Origin of the sequence: Paenarthrobacter sp. TAF1 (assembly GCF_052113825.1) — a bacterium.
GTDB classification, from domain to species: domain Bacteria; phylum Actinomycetota; class Actinomycetes; order Actinomycetales; family Micrococcaceae; genus Arthrobacter; species Arthrobacter nicotinovorans.
Genome location: NZ_JBFRDO010000004.1, coordinates 305146 through 319278, shown reverse-complemented (window position 1 = coordinate 319278; position 14133 = coordinate 305146). Strand labels below are relative to the sequence as shown.

15 protein-coding genes are annotated in these 14133 nt (G+C 64.6%); 11 read left to right on the top strand and 4 right to left on the bottom strand.

The window, feature by feature from the left end; genetic code table 11:
* Positions 1 to 37 precede the first annotated feature (37 nt).
* Positions 38 to 382, top strand: coding sequence for a 4a-hydroxytetrahydrobiopterin dehydratase (locus AB4Y81_RS07660; RefSeq protein ID WP_441995622.1), 345 nt, complete (start codon positions 38 to 40; stop codon positions 380 to 382).
* 49 nt (positions 383 to 431) lie between these two features.
* Here the strand turns inward: AB4Y81_RS07660 and AB4Y81_RS07655 are convergent, their stop codons facing one another.
* Genes AB4Y81_RS07655 through AB4Y81_RS07645 form a run of 3 tightly spaced genes read right to left on the bottom strand, consistent with a single transcriptional unit; the run spans position 432 to position 1780 of the window.
* Positions 432 to 734, bottom strand: coding sequence for a membrane protein (locus AB4Y81_RS07655; protein WP_018776517.1), 303 nt, complete (start codon positions 732 to 734; stop codon positions 432 to 434).
* Between the two features lie 36 nt (positions 735 to 770).
* Positions 771 to 995 (bottom strand): DUF3107 domain-containing protein, encoded by a 225-nt coding sequence (locus AB4Y81_RS07650; RefSeq protein WP_018776516.1) that lies wholly within the window; start codon positions 993 to 995, stop codon positions 771 to 773.
* A gap of 50 nt (positions 996 to 1045) precedes the next feature.
* Entirely contained in the window at positions 1046 to 1780 is a 735-nt protein-coding gene (locus AB4Y81_RS07645) for a TetR/AcrR family transcriptional regulator (protein ID WP_218670569.1), read from the bottom strand.
* 6 nt (positions 1781 to 1786) lie between these two features.
* On the opposite strand from AB4Y81_RS07645, the gene moeB reads away from it, so the two are divergent.
* On the top strand, positions 1787 to 2989 hold the full coding sequence (gene moeB / locus AB4Y81_RS07640; protein WP_018776514.1) for a molybdopterin-synthase adenylyltransferase MoeB: 1203 nt from the start codon (positions 1787 to 1789) through the stop codon (positions 2987 to 2989).
* A 38-nt stretch (positions 2990 to 3027) separates the two neighbouring features.
* A complete protein-coding gene (locus AB4Y81_RS07635; protein ID WP_441995621.1) occupies positions 3028 to 4017 on the top strand; it encodes an SDR family NAD(P)-dependent oxidoreductase in 990 nt (329 codons plus the stop codon).
* A 12-nt stretch (positions 4018 to 4029) separates the two neighbouring features.
* Here AB4Y81_RS07635 and AB4Y81_RS07630 read toward each other — a convergent pair whose 3' ends face one another.
* The gene (locus AB4Y81_RS07630; protein WP_018776512.1) at positions 4030 to 5352 is read right to left on the bottom strand and encodes a glutamyl-tRNA reductase; all 1323 of its coding nucleotides are present in this window, start codon (positions 5350 to 5352) and stop codon (positions 4030 to 4032) included.
* Between the two features lie 157 nt (positions 5353 to 5509).
* Between AB4Y81_RS07630 and hemE the strand changes: the two genes are divergently transcribed.
* From hemE to AB4Y81_RS07590, 8 genes are all read left to right on the top strand, one after another.
* Positions 5510 to 6625: a uroporphyrinogen decarboxylase gene (hemE, locus tag AB4Y81_RS07625; protein WP_064721657.1), complete on the top strand. Its 1116-nt coding sequence runs from the start codon at positions 5510 to 5512 to the stop codon at positions 6623 to 6625.
* Between the two features lie 5 nt (positions 6626 to 6630).
* On the top strand, positions 6631 to 8118 hold the full coding sequence (hemG, locus tag AB4Y81_RS07620) for a protoporphyrinogen oxidase (protein ID WP_441995620.1): 1488 nt from the start codon (positions 6631 to 6633) through the stop codon (positions 8116 to 8118).
* A gap of 72 nt (positions 8119 to 8190) precedes the next feature.
* Positions 8191 to 8892, top strand: a complete 702-nt coding sequence (gene hemQ, locus AB4Y81_RS07615; RefSeq protein WP_018776509.1) for a hydrogen peroxide-dependent heme synthase — start codon at positions 8191 to 8193, stop codon at positions 8890 to 8892.
* Positions 8889 to 10112 carry a ferrochelatase gene (locus tag AB4Y81_RS07610; protein ID WP_110503889.1) on the top strand — a complete coding sequence of 408 codons (1224 nt, stop codon included), beginning with the start codon at positions 8889 to 8891 and terminating at the stop codon, positions 10110 to 10112. The genes hemQ and AB4Y81_RS07610 overlap by 4 nt, the downstream gene beginning before the upstream one ends.
* Positions 10109 to 11107 (top strand): hydroxymethylbilane synthase, encoded by a 999-nt coding sequence (hemC, locus tag AB4Y81_RS07605; protein ID WP_441995619.1) that lies wholly within the window; start codon positions 10109 to 10111, stop codon positions 11105 to 11107. Before AB4Y81_RS07610 ends, hemC begins: the two co-directional genes overlap by 4 nt.
* 61 nt (positions 11108 to 11168) lie before the next feature.
* A complete protein-coding gene (locus AB4Y81_RS07600; RefSeq protein ID WP_441995654.1) occupies positions 11169 to 12032 on the top strand; it encodes a uroporphyrinogen-III synthase in 864 nt (287 codons plus the stop codon).
* Entirely contained in the window at positions 12029 to 13009 is a 981-nt protein-coding gene (hemB, locus tag AB4Y81_RS07595) for a porphobilinogen synthase (RefSeq protein ID WP_018776505.1), read from the top strand. Before AB4Y81_RS07600 ends, hemB begins: the two co-directional genes overlap by 4 nt.
* Positions 13009 to 14085, top strand: a complete 1077-nt coding sequence (locus AB4Y81_RS07590; RefSeq protein ID WP_018776504.1) for an LLM class flavin-dependent oxidoreductase — start codon at positions 13009 to 13011, stop codon at positions 14083 to 14085. The genes hemB and AB4Y81_RS07590 overlap by 1 nt, the downstream gene beginning before the upstream one ends.
* Positions 14086 to 14133 lie beyond the last annotated feature (48 nt).

Genomic DNA, 14133 nt, shown 5'->3' with positions numbered 1-14133 from the left:
CCTCCCGGGCCGGGTTCCCCGCAACGAAGGAGCAACCATGGTTAACAGGAAAGAACCGGTGCCCCCGGCAGCGGTCGAAGCCGCGCTCAAGGACCTCCCGGGTTGGAAGCTCCAAAACGGCCTCGTAACCGTTTACAAGACGTCGACGGCGGTCGAGGCTTTGGCCCTCATCGCGGCCATTGGACAGGTCGCCGAAGAGCAGAATCACCATCCGGATCTTGACTGGCGGTACAACAGGGTCTTCCTGCGTTACGTGTCCCATGACGCCGGCGGACAGGTAACCCAACGCGACCTTGCTGCTGCCGCCTCCGTAAGTGAGGCAGCATCGGCCACGGGTGCCCCCGCTGAGCCGGGTCGCTATCCGGGCGCCGAGGGCCCTTAAACAGCAGTGACCATCACCCGTGGGTGATGGTCACTGCTGTTTTTCGAGCCTAGAGCCGCAAGGCCTTGGTCAGCGCCTCAGTATCATGCTTGGTGCGGGTCCGTCCCAGATAGACCACAATGCCCGCTGCCGCTGCACTTCCGAGCACGATTGGCAGGACCCAGGGGATCCACGTCGCCCCCGGCTGGTAGCCCAGTCCGGCACTGATGAAAGCAATCCAGCTCAGGGTGCCAACAGCGGCCGCAATGCCTGCGGGCAATGCAATCCCGTACCTGCTGTGCCGCTTATCGGTGGCCCACACGATGAAACCGGCAGCAACGGTGGCCAGAACCACGATGACAAGTGAAAGCATGAGACTCCTTAGCGGACGAAGGCGGGACGGTGAACGCTAGAGGGCGCCGAAGCCGACCCGGCGGACTTCCTCGGCGCCGATTTCCACGTATCCCAGCACGTTGCCCGGAACGATGACCTGGCGGCCCTTCTCATCGGTCAGCCGCAGTTCCGAGCCCTTGGACACGGCCTCGGCCACGATCTTGGCTACGGCGTCAGCGTCCAGGGCGGATTCGAGCACAATTTCACGGCCAACGTTCTGAATGCCGATCTTTACTTCCACAGCAAGGCCTCCAAGCCAATCAAGTGTTAAGTCAGTCCTCTATTTGTAGCCTAGGACTCTTTGGGGAATCGACTGATTCCGCGCCAAGCTAAACGATAGATCAGATCGCTGGCGACATCGAGGTCCAGGTTTCCGTCCGTTTCAAGCCAATAACGGGCGCTGACCTGGGCCATTCCTGCCAGGCCGCGGCCCAGGAGCTGGGCTTCGAGGGGCGGGAGTTTGGTGTCCTCGGCAATGACATGGGCGACGGCGTCGGCGAACGTCTTGTTGAACGTCTCCAGACGGGAGCTGACATCGGGATCGTTGATGAGGTCGGACTCAAACACAAGGCGGTGCGCTTGGTCGTCGTCCGCAATGAACCTGTAATAGGCGCGCATGACGGCCTTGACGCGCTCCTTGTTGTCCGTGGTGGAGTTCAGTGCACCGAGCATCAAATCCGTCAGGGTTGCCAGATGGCTGTCCAGGAGCGCCATGTACAGCTCGCGTTTGGACGGGAAGTGCTGGTAGAGCACCGGCTTGCTGACGTGCGCAGTTTCTGCGATCTCGTCCATTGCCGCGCCGTGGAAGCCGTTGGAGACGAAGACTTCCAAGGCGGCGTTCAGCAACTGTGCCCGGCGTTCGTCACGCGGCAACCTTGGTGAACGAGGTGAACCGGTCCGTTCCTGCTTTGCGGGTGCCCCATCGTTTGCCCGTGTGCCGTCAGCCACAGTCTGCCGCCTTTCCTTTGCAGTTATGACCACTCTACCGGTGGGTAATATGACCGGGCGGCATCGGCAGGCATACATTGGGGTATGGCCTCAATTGTTGCTGCCCACTCCGCTGCGCCCACCGTCCTGCCGCCCCTTGTCGAACCGGCCGCCGAGCTCTCGCCGGCCGAGGTTGAGCGGTACTCACGGCATCTCATCATTCCGGAAATCGGAGCCGTGGGCCAACGCAGGCTCAAGAATGCGAAGGTTCTTGTCATTGGCGCAGGAGGCCTTGGCTCGCCCGCCCTGCTTTACCTGGCCGCCGCCGGCGTGGGAACGCTGGGGATCGTCGACGACGACGACGTCGACCTCAGCAACCTCCAGCGCCAGGTCATCCACGGAGTCAAGGATGTAGGCACCCCCAAGATCGAATCAGCCCGCCGTGCAATCGCGGAGCTGAACCCCCTGGTCAACGTGGTCCTTCACAACATCCGTCTGGACTCCTCCAACGCATTGGACCTCTTCGCGCAGTACGACCTCATCCTTGACGGCGCGGACAACTTCGCAACCCGGTACCTGGTCAATGACGCTGCTGCGATCCTTGGCAAGCCCTACGTGTGGGGTTCCATCTTCCGTTTCGATGGCCAGGTCAGCGTTTTCTGGGCCCAGCACGGACCCAGCTACAGGGATCTTTACCCCGAGGCGCCTCCGGCAGGCTCCGTGCCGTCCTGCGGCGAGGGCGGCGTGTTCGGCATGCTGTGCGCGGCGGTCGGCTCGCTCATGGTGACAGAAGCCGTGAAGCTGATTACCGGCGTCGGACGTTCCTTGCTTGGCAGGGTGGCGCTGTTCGACGCCCTTGGCGGCAGCTGGCGCGAGATCAAGGTGTCCAAGGACCCGGAAGCCGAGCCCATCACGGAACTGACCGACTACGAGGCATTCTGTGGTGTGACACCCGCTGCCGCCACGGACCAGGACCACACCGTGACCGCGACCGAACTTGCCCGGATGCTGGCCGAGCGCGAAGCGGGGGAGCGGGACTTTGAGCTCGTCGACGTCCGTGAATCCGGAGAGCACAGCATTGTGAGCATCGACGGTTCGGTGCTCATTCCGCAGGGCCGGATCCTGTCCGGCGAGGCGTGGGTGGAACTTCCGCAGGACAAGGACATCGTTTTCCACTGCAAGGCGGGCACGCGCTCGGCAACGGTGCTGGAAGCCGCACAGAAGGCCGGCTACAGCCGCGTCAAGCACCTCGACGGCGGAATTCTCGCCTGGGTGCGGCAGGTGGAGCCCGCCAAGCCCGTGTACTGACCACTGCCCGTATCCCGGCTTCTCTGGGAAGCTCAAGCATGAGCGAAGAACGGACACAAACAGAACAGCGGCCCCTCGGCTCCGGGTTTGGACACGGAACCACGGCCATGGAGGTCATCGACGGGATCAACCTGCGCGGCAAGTCCGCCATCGTCACGGGTGGCTATTCCGGGCTTGGGCTGGAGACTGTGCGTGCCTTGGTCGCGGCAGGGGCAGAGGTGACAGTACCCGCCAGACGCCTGGAGCACGCCCGTTCTGTCCTGGCGGACGCCGGCCTGTCCGCGGACGTCCAGGTGGAGCACATGGACCTTGCTGACCAGGACAGCGTCAAGGAGTTCGCCGCGCGATACCTGGCTGACCACAACAAGCTGGACATCCTGATCAACAACGCTGCCATCATGGCCAGCCCGGAACAACGGGTCGGGCCGGGATGGGAAGCCCAGTTCGCGACGAACCACCTGGGGCACTACACGCTGGTGAATTTGTTGTGGCCGGCGTTGGTGGCCTCAGGCGATGCGCGCGTCGTGTCGTTGTCGTCCACAGGCCACAAGCTCTCACCCGTCCGGTTCGACGACTTCAACTTCAGCACTTCCTATGACAAGTGGCAGGCCTATGGCCAGGCCAAGACTGCCAATTCCTTGTTGGCGGTGGAACTCGACCACCTCGGCCGAGGCTCTGGCGTGCGGGCCTTCGCGGTCCACCCCGGTGGCATCATGACCGAGTTGCAGCGGCACCTGCCCAAGGAAGAAATGGTGGCAGCGGGCTGGATGGATGCAGAAGGCAACGTCCGCGAAGGATTCAAGACCCCTGAACAAGGTGCGGCGACGTCCGTGTGGGCTGCCACCTCGGAGGCCCTCAACGGCAAGGGTGGCGTCTACTGCGAAGACTGCGATATTGCCAAACCCACTGACAAGGAGTCTCCCTTGGCCCGCTACCAGGGAGTGGACGCCCACGCCGTAGACAAGGCGGACGCAAAGAAGCTTTGGGCGTTGTCGGCAGAGCTGACGGGGATAAACGCTTTCGCGTAGGCCGGGTGTGGCTCAGGCGCTTTCAGAACGGAGCTGGTCGTGGTCTACGGGGCATTCCGTGGCCGCGGCCGCTGCCTGCGGTTGCTCCACCTGGATGCCGTAGAGGGCCTCAAGGGCTGCGACGTAATCGTCTTGCTGGCCGTTGGCCGCGAGCTCGCGGGCTCGGACCGTGGGGATGTGGAGGAGCTGCTTGACCATGCGGCGAAGGGCGAACTCCACCTCCTCGGCGGCAGCGGTGCAGCCGTGCCGGGCGCGTACCTTCTCCATCTCGGCGTCCAGGACGTTCATGGTGTGGCGGCGCAACGCGACAATGGCTGTGTCGACGGAACGGGCTTCGCGTTCGGACTCGAAGGAGGCGGCAGCGCCTGTGACGATTGCGCTGGCCTGGGACAGCGACTCCGCCTGCTCCTGTGGAGCGGCGAGCCGAACCGACTCAAGGGTCAGCAATTCGACGCCTTCCAGTTCACCAACTGCGGGATCAAAATCGTGGGTGAGGGCAAGGTCGATGGCAATCAACGGCTTGCCCGAGTTGGCGCGGACACGTTCAAGGTCCGCGGCTTCGACCCGGTTGTCAGAGCCACTGCAGCCGATCATGACGTCGGCGGCGGCCACAGCAGCGGGGAGCGTGTCGGCGTCGAGCGCGTTGCCGCCGCGGGTGGCGACGAAAGCTTCGGCGCGGCCGGAAGAAGAATAGACGGAGATGTCCGTACAGCCGCGTTCCCGCAGGAGGGACATGGTGGCACCGGCATAGGCGCCCGTTCCGAAGACCACGACTTTCTTGGTGGACCAGTCGTCATTCTCGGCAAGGTCCGTCGCGAGGTCCAAGGCCACGGAGACGATGGACAGGCCGCGAGAACCGAGGGCGGTCTGTGCGCCAACGTCCTTGGCTGTCTTGGATGCAGCCTGGAAGAGCCGAACAAGCCCGGAGCTCGCTGTCCCTTCCTGCTGGGCTGTGATGAGTGCCCGGCGTACTTGGCCGGCGATTTCACGCTCGCCCACCACGGCAGAGTCCAACCCGGCGCTTACAGCGAAGAGGTGGCGGGTGACCTCGGGACCTGTGTGGGTAGCGAAGGAGCGCGAGACGAGTTGCTCGTTGAGTCCGCTGAGCTCGCTGATCTGGGAAACGAGGGCGGAACGGGCTGCTTCGAGGTCAGCCCCGTTGGCCGTTTCGCCGTAAACCTCATAGCGGTTGCAGGTGGCGAGTACCACCGCTCCGGACACCACGGGGGAATCAGTCAGGGCTGCCGAGGCAAGCCCAGAGGAACCGTTGCTCAACTGAGCGACGGTTTCGAGGTCGATGTCGGCGTGTGTAGCCACCAATGAGAAAAGAACCACAGCACCCCAATCATAGCTTTTTCGTAGCCCGGTAGAACAATATGGCGCCGTGGGGATCCCCACGGAGGCCAGTGATCCGCGACACAACTGCCTTCTCCGGGCTGACGTGACAGTTTGTCGTTATCTTTTGTCCCGGATTTTCGGCACAATCAAAGGCATGACTTCTAGCACGGCAGCATCCAAGAGTACGGCCTCCAACTCCCCGGCGGGTAGCCTCGACGCCAACCACCCGCTGAAGGACGGCCGGACCTCGGACTCGCCGTTGATCACGGCCTACCGTGGCGGCAAGCCCTCACGCAGGCCGGTGTGGTTCATGCGCCAGGCGGGCCGTTCGCTGCCCGAATACCTCAAGGTCCGCGAGGGCGTTGCAATGCTTGATTCGTGCTTGAGGCCGGAGCTGGCATCCGAAATCACGCTTCAGCCCGTTCGTCGCCACGACGTCGATGCCGCCATTTTCTTTTCGGACATCGTCATCCCCTTGAAGCTGGCAGGGGTCGGCGTGGACATCGTTCCGGGCGTTGGTCCGGTCCTGGACAAGCCGGTGCGAACCGCGGAGGATGTCGCTGCTCTTCCCAAGCTGACGTGGGAAGCCCTGGAGCCCATCCGCGAAGCCGTGCGCCTTACTGTTGCCGAGCTCGGCGCGACGCCGCTCATCGGATTTGCCGGCGCCCCGTTCACGCTTGCCGCCTACATGGTTGAGGGCAAGCCTTCCCGCGACCACCTGGGCCCGCGGACCATGATGCACGCCGACCCTGAGACCTGGACCGCGCTGGCCAACTGGGCTGCCGACGCGTCCGGACTGTTCCTCCAGGCACAGCTCGAAGCGGGTGCTTCCGCAGGCCAGCTCTTCGACTCCTGGGCCGGTTCCTTGGGTCTGGCCGACTACACCAAGTACGTTGCGCCGGCTTCGACCCGTGCGCTGGACCACGTCCGCGGGCTTGGTGCGCCGTTGATCCACTTCGGAACCGGAACCTCCGAGCTCCTGGTCGCCATGCGCGATGTCGGCGTGGATGTTGTCGGCGTCGATTACCGACTGCCCCTGGATGAAGCCAACCGGCGCCTGGGCGGGACGGTTCCGTTGCAGGGCAACATCGATCCCGCGCTGCTTTCGGCACCCTGGGAAGTGCTGGAGGCGCACGTCCGGGAAGTCATCGCTGCCGGCGCCGGCGCCCCTGGGCACGTGCTCAACCTTGGCCATGGAGTACCGCCGGAAACCGATCCCACCGTGCTTACCCGCGTTGTGGAGCTCATCCACTCGATCCCCGCCAAGTAGGGCACGTGCGCGGCGGACACTCAACGCCCAAACAACTCCCGCCGGAAGCCAGGGCAGTGGTGGTGGGCGGCGGAATCTCGGGGCTCCTCGCAGCGCGGGAACTGGCCATGGCCGGCACTTCCGTCACCGTGCTGGAAGCGACCGGAGCGTGGGGAGGCTGCGTCGGGGGCCACGTAGTCGCCGGTCTGCACCTGGACAGCGGAGCGGAGTCCTTCGCCACGCGGTCTCCGGCGGTGGCCGACCTCGCGCGTGAACTCGGCCTGGCGGAACAGATCGTGGCTCCCCACCCGGGAGGGGCCTGGGTACAGCTGCCTGACGGTCCGCAGGAACTGCCCAAAACAGGTGTGCTGGGAATTCCCGCGAATCCGTGGGACCCGGAAGTCCGGCGTTCACTGGGATTCGTGGGAGCAGTGCGAGCTTCCCTTGACCGTTGGCTGCCGGCATCGGTGGGGACATCCTCCGAGGTCACCAGCGTCGCTTCGCTGGTCGCCGCCCGGATGGGCAAAAAAGTACTTGACCGGCTTGTCTCGCCCGTGGTGGGCGGTGTCCATTCGGCCGATCCTGCTCTCCTGGACGTTGATATGGTCGCGCCGGGACTTCGGGCGGGCCTGCGCAAACACGGTTCGCTTGCCGCAGCGGTAGCCGCGCAGCGGAAATCCGGCATCGCGAAAACCGGCAGCGGCCGGTCCGGTAGCGGTCCGGCGAAGGCGGGCTCCGCCGTCGCCGGCCTTATAGGTGGCATGAACACCCTGGTGACCGCGCTGGTAGCCGACCTCCGGGAACGGGATGTGGACCTGGTGCTCGACAAGCGCGCCGAGGACGTGATGAAAACCCGCGCCGGCTGGCGGGTCACCGCCGGAGGTTCGACGTACGACGCCGATCGCCTGGTCGTTGCGCTGGACGGTCCGGCCGCCGTTGGGCTTTTGGAGAAGTCCTTGCCTGAGTTGGCCGCCTTGCGTCCCGCTCCCGGACCGCTGGTGAGCCTGGTGACCCTGGTTGTGGATCTGCCTGAGCTTGATAGTCGTCCGCGCGGGACCGGCATCCTCGTGGCGCCGCAAACCCCCGGGATCAAGGCCAAAGCGCTGACCCACGCCACGGCAAAGTGGGATTGGCTGGCCGAAGAAGCAGGGCCGGGCACGCATGTCCTGCGTCTTTCCTATGGCCGGCGCGAGGAAGCCGGCGGGGGAGCGGACCTTGTTCTGGATGACGAATCCCTCCTGGCTGCAGCCTTGGCGGACGCCTCGGCCCTGCTGACGGTGCCGGTGACCAGTGCAGACGTCGTTGATTGGGATGTCGTGCGGTGGGCTGGGGCGTTGTCTTTTGCCGCCGTCGGTCATAAACAGCGCGTAGCCCAGGTCCGGGAGGCTTGTGCCGCAGCCGACGGCCTGGTGGTCGTCGGCGGTTGGTTGGCCGGGAATGGCCTGGCTGCGGTGGTGGCGGACACGCGGCGCCAGCTCGCCCAAGGAAGCGCGGAAGAACCTTCGTTTCCGTGATTTGCGTCACTTCTACGGCTTGTAGAACTGATCCGTTTCGACTTAGCGGCTGGMACGGGGCAAACTTGAACCATGAGCCACACTTCTGTCGAATCTGTCACTAAAACTGCTGAAACCGAAGAGCAGTTCTTTACGCTCTGGACTGTATTCAAACGCTCGGCCGACGTCCTGCGCAGCGGCGATGCTGCCCAGGAATTTGAAGCCCTGGTCGAAAAGCTTGCCGCCGACGGCGTAGTCCTGCGCGGCAGCTACGACGTCTCGGCCATGCGCTCGGACGCCGACATCATGGTGTGGCTCCATGGAGCCAAGCCGGAGGACCTGCAGGCCGCCGTCCGCTCCATCCGCCGCAGCAAACTCTTCGCCGGAACCGAGATCGTCTGGTCCGCCATGGGCGTGCACCGCGAAGCCGAATTCTCCAAGAGCCACGTCCCCGCTTACGCACGCGGGGTTGAGCCCAGCACCTGGCTCTGTGTCTACCCGTTCGTCCGTTCCTACGAGTGGTACATCCTGCCCGCCGAGGAACGTGGCGCCATGCTGCGGGAGCACGGCATGCTGGGCCGGGAATTCCCCCAGGTCATCTCCAACACGGTCTCCTCCTTCGCGCTGGGTGACTGGGAGTGGATACTCGGCCTCGAAGCACCTGAACTCGTAGACCTCGTGGACCTCATGCGCCACCTCCGCGCAACTGACGCCCGCAACCACGTCCGCGAAGAAATTCCCTTCTACACCGGCCGCCGCGTCACCGCAGCGGAGATTGCAGAGGTCCTGGCATGAGCACGCCCGTTATCTCCACCGACCTGAACGAAGTGACCGAACGTGGTCGCCAGGAACCCCGAAACTACGATGCCGTATTGCTCGCATCCTTTGGTGGTCCCGAAGGCCAGGAAGATGTCATTCCCTTCCTACGCAACGTGACCCGGGGACGCGGAATCCCCGACGAGCGGCTCGAAGAGGTTTCCCACCACTACCGCGCTTTCGGTGGCATCAGCCCCATTAACCAGCAGAACCGTGAGCTGAAAGCCGCCATCGAGGCTGAACTGGCCAACCGCGGTATCGAACTGCCGGTCCTGTGGGGGAACCGCAACTGGGACCCGTACATCGCGCCGGTCCTGCAGGACGCCTACGACGCCGGTCATCGCCGTATCCTGATGCTCACCACCAGCATCTACTCCTGCTACTCCAGCTGCCGCCAGTACCGTGAAGACATCGGCATTGCGCTGACGGAGACAGGCTTGGACGGCAAGCTCCAGGTGGACAAGATCCGCCAGTACTTCGACCACCCTGGCGTGGTCCAGCCCTTCCTTGAGGGGACTGCCGCCGGCCTGGAAGAGATCCGGGGAAAGCTCGCCGCTGCCGGGGAAGCCGATCCGGACTCGAAGATCCGCGTCCTTTTCGCCACGCACTCCATCCCCACGCGTGACGCTGAGGCCGCCGGCCGCTCCGAGGACGAGCCCCGCGAATTCGCCGAGGGCTCCGCATACGCCGCCCAGCACCTGGCCAACGCCAAGGCCATCATGGATGTCGTGGCACCCAACGTCGCCTGGGATCTTGTGTACCAGTCACGCTCCGGTGCACCGCACATTCCGTGGTTGGAGCCGGACATCAACGACCACCTTGAGGAGATTGCGCCCCAGGGCGTCCGCGGTGTAGTCATTGTTCCCCTCGGTTTCGTGAGCGACCACATGGAAGTTGCCTGGGACCTGGACACCGAAGCACTGGAAACCTGCAAGAACCTGGACATTGCGGCAACCCGTGTTCCCACACCGGGCACGCACGCCGCCTTCGTTTCGGGACTCGTGGACCTCATCTGCGAACGGACCGTGGACAACAACATCGCAGACCGTCCGCATGTCACGGACCTGGGCCCTTGGTACGACGTGTGCCGGCCTAACTGCTGCGAGAATTTCCGCGGGGCCAAGCCCGTCATTTCCGAAGCCGGAACCACGATCGGAACCCGCCACGACCCCTATCCAGCGTCGGAGGCAGCCAAGTGACCGTGCGCATCGGCACCAGGGCGAGCAAGCTGGCCCTGACGCAGACGCAGCAAACCGCCGACAAACTGGCTGCGGTTGGCGGCTTCCCGGTGGAGCTCGTGCACATCAGGACCGAGGGCGACGTCAAGACCGGGTCCCTGTCGCAAATGGGTGGCACCGGCGTCTTTGTTGCCGCGCTGCGTGATGCTTTGCTGGCCGACAGCTGCGATGTTGCCGTCCATTCCTTGAAGGACCTGCCCACTGGCGCTGCAGTAGGCCTGACCATCGCCGCCACGCCGCAACGCGTGGACGTCCGGGATGTCCTGTGTGCCCGCGATGGCATGACGCTCGCTCAATTGCCTGGAGGCGCCAAAGTAGGCACCGGGTCTCCCCGCCGCGCAGCGCAACTCCGGGCCGCCCGCCCGGATATTGAGGTGCTGGATATCCGCGGTAACGTTGATACCCGCCTGGGCCGCGTGCCGGGGCTTCCCGGAAATCCGACGGATGAGGTTGTCCCCGGTAAAACGTGCGACCTCGATGCCGTCGTGCTAGCGGCCGCCGGCCTGGAACGCATCGACCGGCTGGACTCGGTGAGCGAGTTCTTCGAGACGGACGTGATGCTGCCTGCACCCGGACAGGGCGCACTGGCCATCGAATGCCGCACGGACGACGCCCCCCGGCAGGCCGGCAACACCGAGGGTTCCAACGGCGTGCTCGCACGGGCCCTTGCAGCACTGAACGACGACGACACCCGTCTTGCCGTGACAGCGGAACGTGCCGTGTTGGCCCGGCTCGAGGCCGGCTGCGCAGCTCCTGTTGGCGCCTATGCCTTCCGAAAAGGCAGCATGCTGCACCTGGAGGCCGTGGTATGCGCCGTTGACGGCACCAAGACGGTCCGCGAGAAGAAGGCTACCGACGGCTTGACCGAAGTGGGAGCTACGTTGCTGGGCATTGAAGTTGCTGAGCTTCTCCTGGCTGCGGGTGCCGCGGAGATCGCGGATCTTGCAGCGTCCTGAGTCAGCAAACCCCTGGCCCGAAATCCCGGACCCGGTAAACCCAGGCCCGGGAAAACCAACAGTGCTGGCCGGTCGGCGCATCCTGATCACCAGGAGCGTGGACCGGGCCCAGCCGCTGGCGGATGCCCTGGGCGACCGTGGCGCGGAGCCGCTGGTGCTGCCGTTGATCGATTTCGAACAGGCACGTGACCAATCCGAACTCGACGCCGGTCTGGACAGGCTTTCTGCCGGTGGCTTCGACTGGCTGGTCATCAGCAGCATCACCACGGTGCGGGTCTTGCTGGAAAAGGCAGCCGGGCGCGGCATGGCCGTCGCAGAGCTGCTGCCCGCCGGGACCAAAGTGGCCACCATTGGCCACTCATCCCGCCAGGTTTTGGAGTCCGTAGGGATCGTCGTTGACTTGGCGCCGACTGACGTCCAGTCCGCCGAGGGGCTGTTGCAGGTGTGGGAACCAGCGTCGTCGCGGGTTTTCCTCCCACAGGCCGACATCGCAGCGCCAAGGCTGAGGGAGGGTCTGGCCGCGAAAGGAGCGGACGTCACCGCAGTTGTTGCCTACCACACGGTGGACTATCCGGCCCGCGAAGAAGTGCGCGTGACCGCGGAGGTTCCTGCCGCCGTCGTGAATTCAGACGCCGTGCACTCCACCCGAGTCATAGCGGCCGTCCTGGAACCCGCCGATGCCCGAAAGGCGATCGACGCCGGGACCGTGGACGCGGTTGTTGCTGCCTCGCCCAGTGCCGCACGGCGGATCGCCGCCTTGTTTCCGTCCATGGGTACGTGCCGTTTCATCGCGATCGGACGCCCGACGGCGGCAGAAGCCTCGCGGCTCCACCTCACCGTGGCTGCTACAGCCAAAGAACCAACCCCGGACGGCATCGTGGCCGCCCTCGAATCTGTTTTCGCCAACGAAGGGAACCCGCAATGAGCTTTCCGAACCATCGTCCCCGCCGCTTGCGCACCACTGCCGCGATGCGCCGGCTCACAGCAGAAAACAGGTTGGCTCCGGCCGACCTGATCCTTCCGGCGTTCATTCGTGAAGGCCTCACGGAACCGAGCCCCATCAGCTCCATGCCCGGCGTCGTCCAGCACACCACCGATTCGTTGAAGCGCGCAGCTGCCGAAGCTGTGGAACTGGGCGTGGGCGGCATCATGCTGTTCGGCGTACCTGCGGTCCGCGATGCCCGGGGCACAGCCTCCCTCGATCCCGACGGCGTCCTGAACAAAGCCATCCGCGACGTCAAAGCCGAAGTCGGCGATGACCTGGTGATCATGGGCGATGTCTGCCTGGACGAATTCACCGATCACGGCCACTGCGGCGTGCTGGATGCCGAAGGCTACGTGGACAACGACGCCACCTTGGAGATCTACGGCCGGATGGCCGTAGCCCAGGCAGAAGCAGGTGCGCACGTGCTGGGCCCGTCGGGCATGATGGACGGCCAAATCGCCGTCATCCGCCAGGCTCTGGAGGAATCAGGCAACAAGAACACGGCGGTGCTGGCTTACGCCGCCAAATACGCATCCGCGTTCTACGGCCCGTTCCGTGAGGCTGTCGATTCCCAGCTCAAGGGCGACCGCCGGACCTACCAGATGGATGCCGCCAACCGCCGGGAGGCCATCCTGGAAGTGGAGCTGGACCTCGAAGAAGGCGCGGACATGGTCATGGTCAAGCCGGCCATGAGCTACCTGGACATCCTGGCTGACGTGGCTGCCATGAGCCCCGTGCCGGTCTCGGCCTACCAAATCTCGGGCGAGTACGCCATGATCGAAGCGGCTGCGGCCAACGGCTGGATCGACAGGCGCGGCGCCATTACCGAATCCGTGCTCGGGATCAAGCGTGCCGGAGCCGATACCGTCCTTACTTATTGGGCCTCCGAACTGGCAGGCTGGCTGAAGGAGTCCTGATGACATCCGTTTCCTCCGATCCCACGGCCCCGGTTGCGGCGGACCAGATACTGCTCGGCGTCAACACCTTCGGCGATGCGGGGCTCGACGCCGAGGGGAACCCCAAGGAGCACGCCCAAGTCCTGCGCGAACTGCTGGAGGAAGCAAAGCTGGCTGACGCCGTCGGAATCCATGCCTTTGGCGTGGGAGAACACCACCGCCGCGATTTCGCGGTGTCCGCGCCCGAGGTCTTCCTGGCCGCGGCAGCGGCGGTGACCTCACGCATCCGGCTGGGCTCCGCCGTGACCGTGCTCAGTTCGGATGACCCCATCCGCGTGTTCCAACGATTCGCCACTGTTGACGCGCTGTCCAACGGACGGGCCGAAGTGATGCTGGGGCGGGGCTCGTTCATAGAGTCCTTCCCGTTGTTCGGACTGGACCTGGCTGACTACGAGGTCCTTTTCGAAGAGAAACTGGAACTCTTCGACAAAGTGCGTGCGCAGAAGCCCGTGCACTGGGAAGGGCGCACCAGGCCGAACGTCAACGGGCTGCAGGTGTACCCGAAGCTGCAGCACCACCTGCTGCCTGCCTGGATCGGCGTAGGTGGAACCCCCGAATCAGTGTTGCGCTGCGCCGAATACGGTTACCCCATCATCTTCGCGATCATCGGGGGAGAACCGCGCCGCTTTGCGCCCTTGGTCAACCTCTACCGCGAAGCCATGGCCAAGTACGGGCACCCCATGCGCCAGATCGCGACGCACTCACCGGGATTCATCGCCGATACCGACGAGGCCGCCCGCGAGGAGCTCTTTCCGCACTGGCTCGAACAGCGCAACCGGATCGGAGCCGAGCGTGGTTGGGGTCCGGGAAACCGTGGCGAATTTGATGCCATGTGCGGCCCTGAAGGTGCGCTCTACGTTGGCTCGCCGGAGACCGTGGCGCAGAAAATCGCCCTGCTCAAGCGGAACCTGGGCGTGGATCGCTTTGACCTGAAGTACAGCAACGGGACGTTGCCCCACCAATCCATGATGCGCTGCATCGAGCTCTACGGCACCGAGGTGGCTCCGCGGGTTGCCGAGCTGCTGGCTTCGGCCTGAGCCATCTCCACCCCCGGGCGGCACGACCCGCCTGGAATCACTGAAAGA